The organism is Snodgrassella sp. W8158, assembly GCF_016100435.1.
GTDB classification, from domain to species: domain Bacteria; phylum Pseudomonadota; class Gammaproteobacteria; order Burkholderiales; family Neisseriaceae; genus Snodgrassella; species Snodgrassella alvi.
In genome coordinates this window covers 52657-69279 of sequence record NZ_JACFSM010000002.1, presented here as the reverse complement: position 1 = coordinate 69279, position 16623 = coordinate 52657, and the positions used below count along the sequence as shown (strand labels likewise).

The following is a 16623-nucleotide window of genomic DNA, read 5'->3' as shown; positions in this document are numbered from 1 at the left end:
TTAATGTAAATTAAGTTTTTTATTTTTATTTTTAGTTTAAATAAGATTAATTTTACTCAATTTCCGGATTCTGATTTCAGCACTTATTTTCTTTTTAACTGTTGGTTGTCAAGCCTATTATGGATGTCTATACTGAATTTTTTTTCTGGCTGTATATTTGTTATGCTTCCTGTTCTGGTTTTACAACATACGGATTTACGTCTGTGCGATTTATCCCATTTAAACGCAATTATGCCGTCAAATCCGGAATATACATTTGATAATTCTGTGCTGAGGCTGCCGATTAGTGTTGATTTCGAATTATCTGAATCAGCACAGACTCAGCTGATTGAGCAAAAAATTGATTTTGCTATTTTGCCAGATCAGAATTTTGCAGACTTAGGATTAATTGTTAGTGATATGGATTCCACTTTGATTACCATAGAATGTGTGGATGAAATTGCTGCCGGAATGGGATTACAGGCAGAGGTTGCGGCCATCACCGAACGCTCAATGCGCGGTGAAATTGATTTTGAGCAATCGTTACGGGCGCGTGTAGCTTTATTAAAGGGTTTACCGGTTGAAGAATTAAAACAGGTTTATGAACATGTACTGAAACTTTCTCCGGGTGCAGAATGGCTGTTGCAGCAGTGTCAGAAATATGCAGTTAAATTCATGCTGATTTCCGGTGGATTTACTTATTTTACTCAACGGCTGCAGCAACAATACGGACTTGATTATACTTTTGCTAATCAGCTGGTGATACAAGATAATGTTCTGAACGGAGAGCTGGCAGGCAGAATTATTGATGCTCTGGCTAAAGCTGATTTACTGGTTCAATTCAGAGAAGAACTTGGACTAAACCCAATGCAGGTACTGGCAATCGGTGACGGTGCTAATGATATTCCGATGCTACAGGCTGCCGGTTTTGGAGTTGCCTACCACGCCAAACCAAAAACACAGGCTGCAACGTCTATTAATGTACGCTTTGGCGGTCTGGATGCCGTGCGTAAGTGGTTTCGCTGATTGATAACCCCAGACAACCGGCAGAACAGTGATAAAACCAGATACAAATTGAATTATAATTTAATAATAATCATTTAGTTAGTTTGCAGTTGCTTTCGGGAACACATTTATGTATCCAATAACTGAACCATATCAGTCTGGATTATTGCAGGTTTCTGCAATTCATCAGATTTACTGGGAAGAAAGCGGCAATCCGGCCGGTAAACCAGTTATTTTTTTACATGGCGGGCCGGGAGCTGGTGCCTCGCCTGCATGCCGCGGTTTCTTCAATCCGGAAAAATATCGCATTATTATTATTGACCAGCGTGGATGCGGTCGTTCCCTGCCCTATGCCTGTATTGACGACAATACTACATGGGATCTGGTTGAAGATTTAGAAAAAGTTCGCAGGATGCTGCACATTGAATGCTGGCAGGTATTTGGTGGTTCATGGGGTAGCTCACTGGCACTTGCTTATGCTAAAACTTATCCGCAAAGAGTCACTGAGCTGATACTGCGTGGTATTTTTCTGTGCCGGCCACATGAAATCACATGGGTTTATCAGCAAGGCGCAAATCATATTTTTCCGGAAGCATGGGAGAATTATCTCGCACCGATTGCTGAAGATAAACGGCATAATTTAGTAGATGCCTATCATGAGTTGTTATGCCATCCTTATACGGATGAAACAACTCAGCTCAATGCAGCTAAAGCATGGGCCCAATGGGAAAGTAGTATTGTACATTTAGAGCATAATCAGGCTGGTATAGACGAATATAATGATCCGCAGCGTGCCTTGGCAATTGCAAGGATTGAAAATCATTATTTTGTCCATCGCTGCTGGCTGGCAAGCGAATTTGCCTTACTGGAAAATATTCAGATACTGGCTGATACTCCGATTGTCATTGTTCAGGGGCGCTATGATATGTGCACACCGATTGAAAGCGCATGGGAATTGCAGCAGGCTTTACCGCATGCCAGACTGGTAGTCACTATGGCTGGTCATTCTGGCTTTGAACCGGCAAATCAGGCTGCTCTGGTGGCTGCTACCGATGCTTTTGCCAGTTTATAACATTTACTCCGGACATTTCTTGCAGGTCTGAATATATTCAGACCTGTTTTATTATCAGAAATATTATTTTTTAATCAGCATAAATATTTCGAATATTAATTTCTTCCCATACAAAGTATCAATATCTTTTGAAGTTAAGCTATTAGCTCAGCTTTATTAACAACTTCAGTATTTTTACGGCTTGCATTATTTTTTCATTTTCCTATCCGTGAGCTTGATTCTGGCCTGTTCTCAGAAAAACCGATAATTCCGAATTTCTTAATTATTCTGTGCTTATCGTATACAAACGCTCTGATTTGATGAATGTTATTAATAATCAGGAAATATCATGCGCAAAAATTAAAACAATTTACCCGGTTCCGCTGCCAGACAGCTGGAAACATTCTGTATTTCCAGGGTTTTAACCAGTATTAATTTTAGAATTTTATGTATTTGTGATGGAATTAATTCTGACATAATTACTTGATTTATCCATGAATAAAGTTGACTAAAATTGTCGGGTATTAGATAATTCATACATTGTCAATCTGTTTCGGGTTTTGTCATGCGTTTAACCACCAAAGGGCGTTTTGCCGTCATTGCCATGCTGGATTTAGCTATGCATGCGCAATCTGGTGCAGTAAACCTGACTGCAATAAGTGAACGCCAGCGCATTTCCCTGTCTTATCTTGAGCAGCTGTTCGGAAAATTACGCCGTGCCGGGCTGGTAGAAAGTATTCGCGGGCCGGGAGGTGGCTATGTACTGAGTCATGATGCTGCTCAGATTAATATTGCAGATATTATCTCTGCAGCGGAAGACACTCTGGATGCTACCGTTTGCGGCGGTCATGCTGATTGTCAGGACGGTTCACCCTGTCTGACTCATGACTTATGGGCAAATCTGAATAAAACCATAGACAGCTATCTGCGCGGCATTACTTTGCAATGCATTCTGAATCAGCGAACTTACCATAACAACAGTAATGAAAAAAAAAGCAACCCGGAGCAGCCTGTTACCTTAATTAATCTGCATTAATACTCCGGCGCAGCCATAGATATTTAAAGAGAACACGACAATGACCGTAAAACTTCCTATCTACCTTGATTATTCAGCTACAACACCGGTTGATCCGCGTGTGGCTGAAAAAATGATTCCTTACTTGACGGAATTTTTTGGTAATCCGGCATCCAATAGCCATAGCTTTGGCTGGCAGGCAGAAGAAGCCGTAGAAAATGCACGCAATGAAATTGCTGCTTTGATTGGTGCGGATTCTAAAGAAATTATCTTCACTTCAGGAGCCACTGAATCTGACAATCTGGCATTGAAAGGTGCGGCACAGTTTTATGCCAGTAAAGGTAAGCATCTGATTACGGTCAAAACTGAACATAAAGCTATTCTGGATACCATGCGAGAGCTGGAAAGAGAAGGCTTTGAAGTTACCTATCTGGGTGTACAGGAAAATGGTTTGATTGATATGGCTGAGCTGGAAGCTGCTATCCGTCCTGATACAACCCTAGTCAGTGTGATGTGGGTAAATAATGAAATCGGCGTGATTCAGGATATTGCAGCTATTGGTGCACTTTGTGCTGAAAAAGGAGTCATTTTTCACGTCGATGCTGCTCAGGCTACCGGTAAAGTTCATATTGATGTAAAAGCCAATCAGATTGGTTTGCTGAGTATGTCTGCACACAAAACCTACGGTCCTAAAGGAATTGGTGCTTTGTATGTACGCCGCAAACCCCGTGTCCGCCTGAATGCACAGATGCATGGCGGCGGGCATGAGCGTGGTTTCCGTTCCGGCACACTGGCTACTCATCAAATTGTCGGCATGGGTGAGGCATTCCGTCTGGCTCGTCTGGAAATGGATAAAGACAATGCTCATGCTAAAGCACTACGTGACCGTTTTCTCAATGCAATTAAAGGTGTTGAAGAAGTATATATCAATGGTGATTTACAACATCGCGTTTATCAGAATCTGAATATCAGCTTTAATTTTGTTGAGGGTGAAAGTCTGATTATGGCAGTTAAAGATATCGCTGTTTCCAGCGGATCTGCCTGCACTTCCGCCAGTCTGGAGCCAAGCTATGTACTGCGCGCACTGGGTCGCAATGATGAGCTGGCACACAGCTCTCTGCGTATTACATTCGGACGTTTTACTACCGAAGCCGAGATTGATTATGCTGCTGAACTGATTAAATCCAAAATCGGTAAATTACGCGAATTGTCTCCATTATGGGAAATGCATCAGGAAGGCATTGATTTGAGTAGTGTCGAATGGGCAGCACATTAATCAGCTCAGACTGAAACGATATATTCTGCCCTGCTATATCGCAGGGCTGCACACTAAAAACAGGTTATTTGCTGCGAATATAAAAGCAATTGTAGTTATTCTGGCATCAGAAGAATTGTAAAAGGAACTTATTATGGCCTACAGTGACAAAGTCATTGATCATTATGAAAATCCGCGCAATGTCGGCTCTTTTGAAAAGGGTGACCAGAGCGTGGGTACCGGTATGGTAGGCGCACCAGCCTGCGGCGATGTAATGAAATTACAAATCAAAGTAAGTGATAACGGTATTATTGAAGATGCCAAATTCAAAACTTATGGCTGCGGTTCTGCTATTGCTTCTTCAAGTCTGATTACAGAATGGGTTAAAGGTAAGAGTCTGGATGAGGCTTTGGCTATTAAAAACAGTGCCATTGCTGAAGAACTAGCATTACCACCAGTAAAAATACATTGTTCTATTCTGGCAGAAGATGCTATTAAGGCTGCTGTAGCTGATTATCGAAAAAAACATAACGAGTAATATGATGATTTTTGGCAGTACCGCAAATAACAACGAACCCACTACTGAAAATAATGACAATCAATCGGTTAATGCAGTACGCCTAAACGATATCAGAATGTGTACCAGTCAATTTTGCCTGGAATGCGGTGAATCAATATCATCTGAACATCAGCTTGAGTTTCCTGGTACACGTTTTTGTATTAACTGTGAAGAAAATATTGCCATTAAGCGCTCATTTCTTTCATCTTACAAACGTCGTTTTAATCATAATTGTAAAAACCCTGAAGGTACTGCATAGTAAATTCAGGACAAATTTCCAACAGGTGAGAATATGATTTCTCTGACTGAAAAAGCCGCTAAGCATATTAGCAATTATCTGACCAAACGTGGTAAAGGCGAAGGTATTCGTCTCGGGGTTAAAAACAGTGGCTGTTCGGGTATGGCGTATACTCTTGAATTTGTTGATAACATCCAGCCGGAAGATCTATTGTTTGAACAACATGGTGTCAAAGTATTTGTTGATCCTAAAAGCCATGTTTATCTGGATGGTACTGAACTGGATTTTGTTAAAGAGGGATTACAAGAAGGTTTTAAATTTGCCAATCCCAATGCCAAAGATGAATGCGGTTGTGGTGAAAGCTTTCATGTTTAAATAAATAACCCTGTTGCCGGAATGTCGCAATTCTGCCGGCTGATAAGCAAAATACAGCATTACACCAAATTTTGCGAAAAGCCTGTTTTTCATGTCCGGTATCTTTAGCTTTGACCCAATTTTCACCATAAAGGTGAGCCACATGAACCAATACTTTGCTCTTTTTCAATTACCCGAACAGTTCAATATTGATGATAAGCAACTGGAGCAGAATTATCGCCTGCTGGCAGCACAGTGCCATCCGGATAAATTTGCTGCCAGAAGTGCTTTTGAACAAAAGCAGGCCATGATGATGGCTGCTACCGTTAACGAAGCTTATCGTATTCTGAGCAATCCGCTTGACCGGGCTGCATATTTATTGAAACAACAGGGAATAGATGCGGATGCACCTGAGCATACGCACTTTCCGGCTGAGTTTTTAATGCAGCAGATGCAATGGCGTGAAACACTCGAAGACGCCCGTACAGAAGCTGACTGGACAACACTGAAAGAACTTGCAGCAACTATTGAGCTCGAACAAACCGGCTTATACCAGCAACTGGATGCGACCTTTATTCAGAATCAGCCGGAAAAAGCAGCAGAATTGGTACGCCAGGGGCGTTTTTTACACAAATTACAAAGTGAAATTCAAGCTGCACTTCCCTGACATCATCAGAATCAATGTATCAGAGATATGCTTTGATAAAAAAATCGAAGTATTAAGTAATATTTAAGAAATCAGGACTAAATTCAGATTATGGCTTTATTGCAAATTGCCGAACCCGGCCTTTCCGCTGTACCACATGAACATCGTCGTGCTGTAGGTATTGATTTAGGCACAACTAATAGCTTAGTTGCAACCGTACGCAGTGGTTATGCCGAATGTCTCGCAGACGAACAGGGAAGGATTACCCTGCCCTCTGTTGTCCGCTACCAGCAGGATAGCGTACCGGAAGTAGGCACAGATGCATTAAAAGCACAGCGTATCGATCCGGCCAACACCATCAGTTCAGCTAAACGTCTGATTGGCCGTACTCTTGAAGATATCAATAATCAGTCTGAAACCCGTTATCTGCCCTATCATTTTACTAATGATGAACGCATTATCAGCATTCACACTCGTGCAGGAAATAAAACCCCGATAGATGTCTCTGCAGATATTCTCCGTGTTTTGAAAACCCGTGCAGAAAACACACTCGGTGGTGAACTTGCCGGCGCAGTGATTACCGTACCGGCCTATTTTGACGATGCACAGCGCCAGGCAACCAAAGATGCCGCCCGTCTGACCGGTCTGCATGTTTTACGCTTACTGAATGAACCCACCGCGGCTGCAATTGCTTATGGTCTGGACAATGCCGCTGAAGGAACATTTATCGTTTATGATCTTGGCGGAGGAACATTTGATGTTTCAGTTCTAACCTTAAGCCGCGGTCTGTTTGAAGTAAAAGCAACAAACGGTAACAGTGCTCTGGGTGGTGACGATTTCGACCAGCGTTTGTTTTGCTGGTTGCTGGAACAGAATAAATTATCACAGTTAAATGCTCAGGATAGCGCATTATTACAATCACTTTCACGTGCAGCCAAAGAAGCTCTGACAAGTGAAACATCAACCACCATTGCCGCCACTCTTTCTAACGGACAAAAAATTCTCACTGATATCAGCCGTGACACTTTTCATCAGCTAACTCAGCCTCTGGTAGCCAAAACACTGGAGCCGGTTAAACAGGCAATGCGCGATGCCGGCATCAGTAAAAGTGAGATAAAAGGGGTAATTATGGTAGGCGGAGCTACACGCATGTTGCATGTACAGCAGGCTGTAGCCACTTTCTTTGGTCAGACTCCGCTGAATAATCTTAATCCGGATGAAGTCGTAGCATTGGGAGCTGCAATGCAGGCCAATGTACTGGCAGGCAATAAAAATGATGATGAATGGCTGTTACTGGATGTAACCCCGTTATCACTCGGGCTGGAAACTTATGGCGGACTGGTTGAAAAGGTTATCCCGCGCAACAGTACCTTACCTACAGCACGCGCTCAGGATTTTACAACCTTTAAAGACGGGCAAACAGCCATGATGATCCATGTTGTACAGGGTGAGCGTGAATTAGTCGCAGACTGCCGCAGTCTGGCACAATTCACACTCCGCGGTATCCCGCCGATGGCCGCCGGAGCAGCACGCATACGGGTAACATTTCAGGTTGATGCTGATGGTCTGCTTTCTGTTTCTGCTCGCGAACAAACTACAGGAGTACAGGCTCATATTGAAGTAAAACCTTCGTACGGACTTGATGATACCGTTATTACCCAAATGCTGAAAGACAGTTTTACTCATGCACAAACCGATGCCAGACAACGTGCCCGTACAGAAGCCACAGTAGAAGCAGAAAGCATTATTGTAGCGGTCACCAATGCACTGTCTATGGACGCAGACTTACTTAGCAATGATGAACAACAGGCTATTCAAACTGCATTGGAACACACCCGACAACAAATCCGGCAAGGAGATGCTCAGGATATTCGTGATGCCATTCATGCATTGAATCACGCAACTGATGAATTTGCTGCCAAACGCATGAACCGCAATATCCAACGTGCTTTACAAGGTAAAAACGTCAGAGAAATCTGATATTTCAAATGCAGACAAATTGAACTGTCTGCCGATACAATGGAGATAACATCATGTTAAAGCTATATTACATACCAAATACCTGTGCATTTATACCGCATGTGGCACTAGAATGGAGCGGACTTGAATATACCGCTGAAGAGGTAGGCCGCGACACAATCAAATCGCCGGAATATCTGGCACTGAACCCTCAGGGGCAAGTACCATTACTGACTGACGGCAACTGGGCACTGCGTCAGAATGTGGCAATCATTGATTACATCAATGATCTTGCACCGGATAAAGGTATTTATGGTGTTACAGCACAACACGATCCCAAAGCACGCGCCCTTGCCCGTCAATGGCTGGCCTTTGCCAATTCTGATTTACACATGAGCTTTAAACCTTATTTCTATGCAGCACGCATGGTAGATGATGAAAAAGCACAGGAGAATCTGAAGGCCTATGCTAGTGCTACTCTGAAAAATTTATTTTCCTTCGTTGATAATATTCTTGCTCAGCAGGATTACCTGACTGGCGATAATATCACTATTGCAGATGTTTACATTTTTATAGAAGCACATTGGACAAAAAGATGTAACATTGATCTGAGCGCATATCATAATCTGAGTAAATTCTATCAGCGCGTAAGTGCTGATGCCGGTGTATCCACCGTGCTAAAAGTACAAGGTATAATTTAATAACATTTTCGGCGTGAATGGTTTTATTTTAAAACCGGACACGCCTGCTTTATTTAGAAACACGGAATTACCATGCCCAAAATTACTGTACTGCCCCATCCTCAACTCTGTCCTGAAGGTAAAGTTTTAAGTGACATTCCCACAGGAACCAGTATTTGTGATGCATTACTTGAGCATGATATTGAAATTGAACACGCCTGCGAAAAATCCTGCGCCTGTACAACCTGTCACGTTCTTATCCGCAAAGGATATGATAGCCTGCCTGAACCGACTGAACAGGAAGAAGATTTACTTGATCAGGCATGGGGGCTGGAAGCCGATTCACGCCTGAGCTGTCAGGCACGTCTGGCTGATAGTGATGTTACCATCGAAATTCCCAGATATACCATCAATCATGCACGAGAAGAGCATTAATCATATTTGATGACAATACTCTCCAAACCGATTGAATTAATAATATTTTTTAATTATCTAATTAAGTGCAGGCTTAAACCATGAAATGGACTGATATACACCGAATCGCCGAAGAACTGGCCGACCGCTACGAAGACATCAACCCTACCAGTATCCGCTTTACCCAACTGCGTGATCTGATACTGGCTTTACCAGAATTTGATGACAATCCGGAGCACTGCGGCGAGCGCATACTCGAAGCGGTTCAGCAGGCATGGATTGATGAAATTGCCTGAATTTAGTCATCTAAACTTATCAGAATATCCGTACAAATAATGATGTTACAGATGATGTCCGGCTTATAACTGAAACAAACCGGTTGCCAACTTCTATAGGCAACCGGTTTGTTTAATATATAAATTAAATCACTAAATCTTATCAGCTTTTCTGCGTCTCAAACGCCAGCTGCAAAATTGCCAGCAACGATTAAATACATGCCGGTAAACAAAAACCGCACATAATAAGCAACCACCGGCAGAACCGGCACAAATCAGAAACATAGTAAATAGCTGAAACCTGATTGCCTGATCAGGAGATGCACCGGCCAGAATCTGCCCGGTAATCATACCCGGCAAGCTTACCAACCCCACTACACTCAATTGATTAATTGTTGGTAACATCCCTGCTACTACCGCTGCACGCGCAGTATCCCGATAAGCCTCCCAGCCTGTAGCGCCCATAGACAGCATTACTTCTACACGAGCCTGTTGCTGACGTAAATCCTGTGTTAAACGGTCCAGACACAATGCTACAGCTGTCAGACAATTACCCAATACCATCCCCAGAAGGGGAATCACATACTGCGGTGAATACCATGGGCGGATATGCAGTACCGCATATAATCCCACAGCAGCACTTAACCACGAAGCCAGCCATACAGATGATAAAGCATCACGGGTCAAGCCCCGATATACATAACTGCCCCGCGAACGCGCAGAAAAGCCGGCAATCACAGTCATAACAACAATAATCAGCAGTACCCAGTACCATTGATTAGAGGCAAATATCCATTTTAATAACAAACCTACAATGGACAGCTGCACAATAGCCCGAACTGCTGAAATCAGAATACGTTTTGTCAATCCAAGCTTCAGCCATAATGAAACACCGGCACTCACCAGAATCAGCAATGAAGCCAGAGCCAGTTCTGCAACACTAATATAATTAGTTCCCTGCATTATTGCCTCCCGCCCGTGGTGATTTTCTGGTGTGAGTAATCCGTCCGGCATCCAGATACCAGATTTCATCACCTACCTGATTAATCTGCTGCTCACTATGTGAAATCCAAATATAGGCAGCCTGAGGATTATCTTTCTGCCATTGACCGACCAGCTTTTGTACAGCCTGTGCCGAATCTTCATCCAGAGAAGCCGTTGGCTCATCCAGCAGCAAAACCGGCGGATTTAATTGCAATATACGCAACAAACACACCAGCTGAGCCTCTCCTCCGGATAAATCCGTTGCATCCCGTTCCAGGAAATTACCATCTTTACCCAGACTCTCTAACACACGCTGTACATTATCCGGCTGAAATTTTTTATGCTGATAATGATGCAAAGTAAAAGGTAAAAACAGATTATCACGCACTGTACCCGGAATCAGCACCGCCTGCTGACGTACATAAGCGATCTGGCTGCGATGCTGTGCAATACAATGTGCATTCAGACGAACCGGCTGATTATGACAATACAGCGTGCCCGAAGCTGGTAAATCCAGCAGAGAAATCGTACGTAAAAAAACCGATTTTCCTGCCCCGGATGCACCGCTGATTGCCACACGCGCACCAGCCCAGAGCTGAAAATCGATATCCTGTAATAACATCCTGCCATCATCATGGGCACGCTGACACACACCCTCACCGGATAAAATCGGCGTACTCATGATGAGCCACGCAGTTCTTTCGGTAGAACAAACATAATATTTTCCTCCACACCAGCACCTTCGGTAACTGTCGGGTATCCCCAGGAAACAATAGTTTGTACAACATCATTCACCAGTACCTCAGGAGCTGAAGCACCGGCTGTAATACCAACCTGATGCTTACCACTGAACCACTGTGTTTGCAGACAGCCGGCATTGTCAACCATATAGGCATCAACACCCAGTAATGCTGCCACTTCACGCAAACGATTACTGTTCGAACTATTAGGAGATCCCACTACAATCACCACATCACAGGTAGCAGCCAGTTTTTTCACTGCATCCTGACGATTGGTGGTTGCATAACAAATATCCTCTTTATGCGGACTTTTAATGTGAGGAAAACGCTGTTTTAAAGCGGCGATAATACCGCTGGTTTCATCAACCGAAAGCGTTGTCTGGCTCACATGTGCCAGCTTTTCTTCATTGCGGACCTGTAAACTTGCCACATCAGCAACTGTTTCCACCAGCAACATCACACCCGGCGGCAATTGCCCCATCGTTCCTTCAACTTCCGGATGGCCTTTATGACCAATCATAATAATCTGATAACCCTGTTCATCCAGCCGAGATACCTGTCGGTGAACCTTAGTTACCAGAGGACACGTAGCATCAAAAATACGAAAGCCGCGTGCAACTGCTTCCTGCTGTACAGCCTGAGATACACCATGAGCAGAATAAATCAGCGTCGCATCAGGAGGCACATCATCCAGATTTTCAATAAATACCGCACCCTTATTGCGCAAATTATCAACCACAAACTTATTGTGTACTACTTCATGCCGTACATAAATCGGAGCACCATACTCTTCCAGTGCCCGTTCTACAATACTTATAGCACGGTCTACACCGGCACAGAATCCACGCGGATTGGCCAGTAAAATCTTTTTGTCACTCATTAAACATCCCGTTACCTGGCTGAATTCATCACAGACGAATCAATCAGACCGCCTTTTTCTTCTGATGGAAAATACTTTCCAGCACCAGCAACACCGCACCGACACAAATCAGGCTATCAGCAACATTAAATGCCGGATAAAACCAATTATGGTAGTAGAACAATAGAAAATCAACCACATGCCCGTGCACCAGCCGGTCTGTTACATTACCTGCGGCCCCTCCTATAATCATGGCTGCAGCAACTTTACCCAGCTTTGCGAATTCATCACGGATAATTGCACGCAACAGATAAACACAAATCACCAGAGCCAGTCCCATAAAAAAGAATTTTTGCCAGCCTCCGGCATCTGCAAGAAAACTGAACGCCGCGCCGGGGTTATATGTCAGTGTGAGATCAAAAAAACCCGGTATTACCGTAATTCTTTCCAGATATTGAATATGGCATAAAACCAGATATTTCGTTAACTGGTCAGCTATCAGTCCCGCAATAATAATTGCACCATATAAAAACAATTTTTTACTCAGCATAACCTTCCCTAAAAACCAAACAGGCGTAACCGGCCAAACCAATTACGCCTGAATCATTCAAATCATGCCAAAATAACCGGCAAAATTAAAATCATTAACCCGCATCAAGCATATAACCGCTGTTCACCGGCACCATCGATATTAAGTGCACAACGACCGCAGATTGTCGGGTGTTTCGGGTCAGAACCCACATCATTTGTATAATGCCAGCAACGTTCACACTTAGTACCCTGATCAACAGTGACCGTAGCCGACAGCTCATCACCCTGCTCAACAGTAACCTTGGCAACCATCAGCACGAAGCGTAACTCATCACCAATTGCCGTAACAAAAGGCAGAATATCCGCCGGTACTCGAATAGCCACATCGGCCTGTAATGACGAACCAACATTCTTATCAGCACGCAAAGGCTCAATAGCCGCATTAACAGTATCTCTTACTGCACGGATTGCCTGCCATTTCTGTGCCAGACCGGCTAATTCCGCCTCAGCCATAGACGGGAACCCATGTACAGTATGATACAGCACACTATCCTCATCATTACCTGTTAAAACAGCCCAGGCTTCTTCAGCCGTAAAGCACAGAATCGGACTCAGCAGCAACACCAGATTACGCGTAATATGATAAAGCGCAGTCTGTGCACTCCGACGGCCATGGCTGCCTGCCTGCATTGTATACAGACGGTCTTTCAGAATATCCAGATAGAAAGCACCCATATCTTCCGAACAGAAATGCACAATATCCTGTACCGCAAAATGGAATGCATAACGGGTAAAGTGATCATTGGCTACGCGCTCCTGCAACTGCTGAGCCAATACCAGAGCATAGCGGTCCAGCTCAAGCATATCTGAAATCGCTACTGCATCCGTTTCCGGATTAAAATCACTGAGATTGGCCAGCAAAAAGCGCAGCGTATTGCGCAAACGACGGTAGCTTTCAGAAACCCGTTTCAGAATTTCATCAGAAATGGCCAGTTCACCGGAGTAATCGGTAGAAGCCACCCACAGGCGCAGAATATCAGCACCCAGACTGTCATTGACCTTTTGCGGTGCAACCACATTCCCAACAGATTTGGACATCTTCTGCCCATTACCGTCCACCACAAAACCATGTGTCAGCAACTGTTTATAAGGAGCACTGCCAACCGTTGCACAAGCTGTCAGCAATGAAGACTGAAACCAGCCGCGATGCTGATCCGAACCTTCCAGATACAAATCAGCCGGCCATGCCAATTCAGGGCGCTGGCGCAATACTGCATAATGCGTACTGCCCGAATCAAACCAGACATCCAGCGTATCCGGCAGCTTTTCATATTCATCTGCATCAGCCCCTAACAGCTCATGCTTATCCAATGCAAACCAGGCTTCAATTCCGTGCTGCTCAATCCGCTTAGCTACCTCTTCCAGTAATTCAGCCGAACGCGGATGCAACTGACCGGTTTCCTTATGCGCAAAAAACGCCATCGGAGTACCCCAGTAACGCTGGCGGGAAACCACCCAGTCCGGACGCCCTTCAATCATTGCCTCCAGACGCGCACGTCCCCATGCAGGAAAAAATTCAGTAACATCAACAGCATTCATAGCCTTATTGCGCAATGTTTTACCATCGGTACCTTCCTTATCCATACCGATAAACCACTGACCGGTTGCCCGGTAAATCAATGGTGTTTTATGGCGCCAGCAATGTGCATAACTATGGGTAATTTTGCCATTAGAGAGTAACTTACCTTCTTCCGCAACCCAGTCGATTACCACCGGGTTACCTTCCCAGACTGTCATACCGGCTAACCGTGGCACATCACTAATATAGCGCCCTTCAGCATTTACCGGGTTATACAACTTAATCCCATAGCGCAGACAGGCAAAATAATCATCCAGACCATGTGCCGGAGCAGTATGTACCATACCAGTACCAGCTTCGGTAGTAACATGGTCACCCAGTAATACCAGAATATCTCTATCCAGAAACGGATGATTTAAATGCAGATTTTCCAGTTGCCGGCCAGCTGTTTCAGCCAGTACCGCCGTATCATCCGCACCAAAACCAAACCGGGCTAAAGCCGCCTCAGCCAGTTCTTTAGCCAGCACCAGCTTACCTTTAGGCGTATCAATCAACTGATAAACCACTTCTGGCCCGACACAAATTGCCTGACTGGCCGGCAAAGTCCACGGAGTTGTTGTCCAGATAACACCATATACCTCACCCAGCAGCTCATTCAATCCGAAAGCTTTCGCCACTGCAGCATTATCTTTAAACTGATAAGCCACATCAATCGCATAAGAAACCTTATCCTTATACTCTACCTCTGCTTCTGCCAGCGAAGAGCCGCAATCCAGACAGAACTGTACCGGCTTCTCACCACGATACAAATAACCGCCCTGCTGAATTCGTCCCAGCGTACGCACAATATCTGCCTCGGTTTGATAGTCCATAGTCAGATATGGATGTTCCCAGTCACCCAGTACACCCAGACGCATAAAATCTTTTTTCTGCCGGTCAATCTGTTCCCGTGCATATTCCCGGCATAACTCGCGGAATTTTGCAGCCGGAATATTCTTGCCGTGCTTTTTCTCCACCATCAGCTCAATCGGCAAGCCGTGACAATCCCAGCCCGGAACATATGGTGCATCAAAACCAGCCAGCGTCTTACTCCGGATAATAATATCCTTCAATACCTTATTTACAGCATGGCCGATATGAATATCACCATTGGCATATGGAGGACCATCATGCAGAATAAATTTAGGTCTTCCTGCTGCGAGTTTACGCAGTTTCTGATAACGCTTCTGTTCATACCAAGATTTCAGCCAGCCGCCTTCACGCTTGGCCAGATTACCGCGCATCGGAAACGGCGTATCCAATAAATTTACTGTTTTACTATAGTCAGTCATGACTTTCTCTTTAAAATATATTTAACTTTTAATATTCAAATAAATTCAGTTCAATAAATTTTACGGCCACCCGAACATAATCCTGCTATTCAGGCAGCCTGCCATATTCGGGCAGCTTCCATATCAGCAAAAATCTGCGTCTGTAACGCAGCCAGCGACTCAAACTTCAGCTCATCGCGCAGCTTATGCAAAAAATGCACCTGTAAACGCTGCCCGTATAAATCATCTTCACAATCAAAAATATGCACTTCAAGCTTTTGTAAACTGCCCGAAGACACAGTCGGGTTTTTACCAAAACTGGCTACCCCGCGCTTACGCCCGAAAGCTCCAGATACATCGACCACAAATACCCCGTTCAGAGCATAGTGCAAAGCCGGTAAATGCACATTAGCAGTAGGACAACCCAGTTCACGCCCCAGTTTGGCCCCGTGCTTCACACGACCGCTCAGCGTATACTCGTGCCCCAGCAACAACTGTGCATAAGCCAGATTACCCGAAGCCAGTGCCATCCGCACCGCAGTACTGGATGCGCGCACATCTTCAACCACAATTGAAGGTGTGTGCTCAGTAACAAACTCATTCTGCGCCTGCAATAAAGTAAAATCACCGCTGCGCCGTGTACCGAAGCGGAAATCATCACCTACCAGCAAATAGCGCGTGTGCAAATGCTTAACCAGCATCTGACTGATAAAATCCATCGGTTGCATAGCTGCAAACTGCTGATTAAACCGCACAACATAAACCGCATCAACACAGCCGCTTGCAGCAAGCAGATCCAGCTTATCGCGCAGCGGAGTCAGACGAAACGGCAAAGTTTTCCCTGCCTGCTGCGCAAAAAATTCCTGTGGTTGCGGCTCGAACATCATCACCACCGAACTAAGCCCGCGCTGTCCGGCTTCCTGACGCAAACGCATCAAAATATGCCGGTGCCCGCAATGAACCCCGTCAAAATTACCGATAGTCACCGCAGTACCATCCGGCCAATCCGGCTGTTGCCCGCTCCCCAACCAAACTCGCATACAATTCTTGAATAAATCAAATAATAAAACGTATCATTGTAAACATTTCAGCCAGCCTTAGCCAGCGCAATTGCTCAGGATTTTCCAGCCGTTTCAACCATCAAATCCACTTTATTCTCAAGAACAAACAAATTTTAATACAGTTATCCC

At 44.5% G+C, this 16623-nt stretch carries 18 protein-coding genes; 12 read left to right on the top strand and 6 right to left on the bottom strand.

The genetic code is table 11. The features are described from left to right. Positions 1 to 162 precede the first annotated feature (162 nt). From serB to iscX, 12 genes are all read left to right on the top strand, one after another. Positions 163 to 1005, top strand: a complete 843-nt coding sequence (gene serB / locus H3V11_RS04885) for a phosphoserine phosphatase SerB (RefSeq protein ID WP_198223746.1) — start codon at positions 163 to 165, stop codon at positions 1003 to 1005. 109 nt (positions 1006 to 1114) lie between these two features. Continuing rightward, the gene (pip, locus tag H3V11_RS04880; RefSeq protein WP_198223745.1) at positions 1115 to 2056 is read left to right on the top strand and encodes a prolyl aminopeptidase; all 942 of its coding nucleotides are present in this window, start codon (positions 1115 to 1117) and stop codon (positions 2054 to 2056) included. Positions 2057 to 2600: 544 nt separating this feature from the next. Then, entirely contained in the window at positions 2601 to 3071 is a 471-nt protein-coding gene (locus H3V11_RS04875) for a Fe-S cluster assembly transcription factor (protein ID WP_025330177.1), read from the top strand. 40 nt (positions 3072 to 3111) lie between these two features. Continuing rightward, the gene (locus tag H3V11_RS04870) at positions 3112 to 4326 is read left to right on the top strand and encodes an IscS subfamily cysteine desulfurase (RefSeq protein WP_025330176.1); all 1215 of its coding nucleotides are present in this window, start codon (positions 3112 to 3114) and stop codon (positions 4324 to 4326) included. 133 nt (positions 4327 to 4459) lie between these two features. Beyond that, positions 4460 to 4843, top strand: coding sequence for a Fe-S cluster assembly scaffold IscU (gene iscU, locus H3V11_RS04865; protein WP_025330175.1), 384 nt, complete (start codon positions 4460 to 4462; stop codon positions 4841 to 4843). Between the two features lies 1 nt (position 4844). Then, entirely contained in the window at positions 4845 to 5123 is a 279-nt protein-coding gene (locus H3V11_RS04860; RefSeq protein ID WP_084564986.1) for a hypothetical protein, read from the top strand. Between the two features lie 33 nt (positions 5124 to 5156). Continuing rightward, positions 5157 to 5477: an iron-sulfur cluster assembly protein IscA gene (gene iscA, locus H3V11_RS04855; RefSeq protein ID WP_025330173.1), complete on the top strand. Its 321-nt coding sequence runs from the start codon at positions 5157 to 5159 to the stop codon at positions 5475 to 5477. A 142-nt stretch (positions 5478 to 5619) separates the two neighbouring features. After that, a complete protein-coding gene (gene hscB / locus H3V11_RS04850) occupies positions 5620 to 6123 on the top strand; it encodes a Fe-S protein assembly co-chaperone HscB (protein ID WP_078474327.1) in 504 nt (167 codons plus the stop codon). 90 nt (positions 6124 to 6213) lie between these two features. Then, positions 6214 to 8082, top strand: a complete 1869-nt coding sequence (gene hscA / locus H3V11_RS04845) for a Fe-S protein assembly chaperone HscA (protein WP_198209713.1) — start codon at positions 6214 to 6216, stop codon at positions 8080 to 8082. A 53-nt stretch (positions 8083 to 8135) separates the two neighbouring features. Then, the gene (locus H3V11_RS04840; protein ID WP_174829879.1) at positions 8136 to 8762 is read left to right on the top strand and encodes a glutathione S-transferase family protein; all 627 of its coding nucleotides are present in this window, start codon (positions 8136 to 8138) and stop codon (positions 8760 to 8762) included. Between the two features lie 72 nt (positions 8763 to 8834). Beyond that, the gene (fdx, locus tag H3V11_RS04835; protein WP_174829878.1) at positions 8835 to 9176 is read left to right on the top strand and encodes an ISC system 2Fe-2S type ferredoxin; all 342 of its coding nucleotides are present in this window, start codon (positions 8835 to 8837) and stop codon (positions 9174 to 9176) included. Positions 9177 to 9256: 80 nt separating this feature from the next. After that, the gene (iscX, locus tag H3V11_RS04830) at positions 9257 to 9451 is read left to right on the top strand and encodes a Fe-S cluster assembly protein IscX (RefSeq protein ID WP_198209715.1); all 195 of its coding nucleotides are present in this window, start codon (positions 9257 to 9259) and stop codon (positions 9449 to 9451) included. A 132-nt stretch (positions 9452 to 9583) separates the two neighbouring features. Here iscX and fetB read toward each other — a convergent pair whose 3' ends face one another. The 6 genes from fetB to ribF all read right to left on the bottom strand — a co-directional run bounded on the left by fetB (position 9584) and on the right by ribF (position 16473). Beyond that, entirely contained in the window at positions 9584 to 10462 is an 879-nt protein-coding gene (gene fetB / locus H3V11_RS04825; protein WP_198209717.1) for an iron export ABC transporter permease subunit FetB, read from the bottom strand. Continuing rightward, entirely contained in the window at positions 10380 to 11096 is a 717-nt protein-coding gene (locus H3V11_RS04820; RefSeq protein WP_174829876.1) for an ATP-binding cassette domain-containing protein, read from the bottom strand. The genes fetB and H3V11_RS04820 overlap by 83 nt, the downstream gene beginning before the upstream one ends. Continuing rightward, positions 11093 to 12034, bottom strand: a complete 942-nt coding sequence (ispH, locus tag H3V11_RS04815; RefSeq protein WP_037475651.1) for a 4-hydroxy-3-methylbut-2-enyl diphosphate reductase — start codon at positions 12032 to 12034, stop codon at positions 11093 to 11095. The genes H3V11_RS04820 and ispH overlap by 4 nt, the downstream gene beginning before the upstream one ends. 43 nt (positions 12035 to 12077) lie before the next feature. Further along, the gene (lspA, locus tag H3V11_RS04810) at positions 12078 to 12563 is read right to left on the bottom strand and encodes a signal peptidase II (RefSeq protein WP_037475735.1); all 486 of its coding nucleotides are present in this window, start codon (positions 12561 to 12563) and stop codon (positions 12078 to 12080) included. 104 nt (positions 12564 to 12667) lie between these two features. After that, positions 12668 to 15454, bottom strand: a complete 2787-nt coding sequence (ileS, locus tag H3V11_RS04805; RefSeq protein WP_198223744.1) for an isoleucine--tRNA ligase — start codon at positions 15452 to 15454, stop codon at positions 12668 to 12670. Between the two features lie 89 nt (positions 15455 to 15543). Beyond that, positions 15544 to 16473 carry a bifunctional riboflavin kinase/FAD synthetase gene (gene ribF / locus H3V11_RS04800; protein WP_174831565.1) on the bottom strand — a complete coding sequence of 310 codons (930 nt, stop codon included), beginning with the start codon at positions 16471 to 16473 and terminating at the stop codon, positions 15544 to 15546. Positions 16474 to 16623 lie beyond the last annotated feature (150 nt).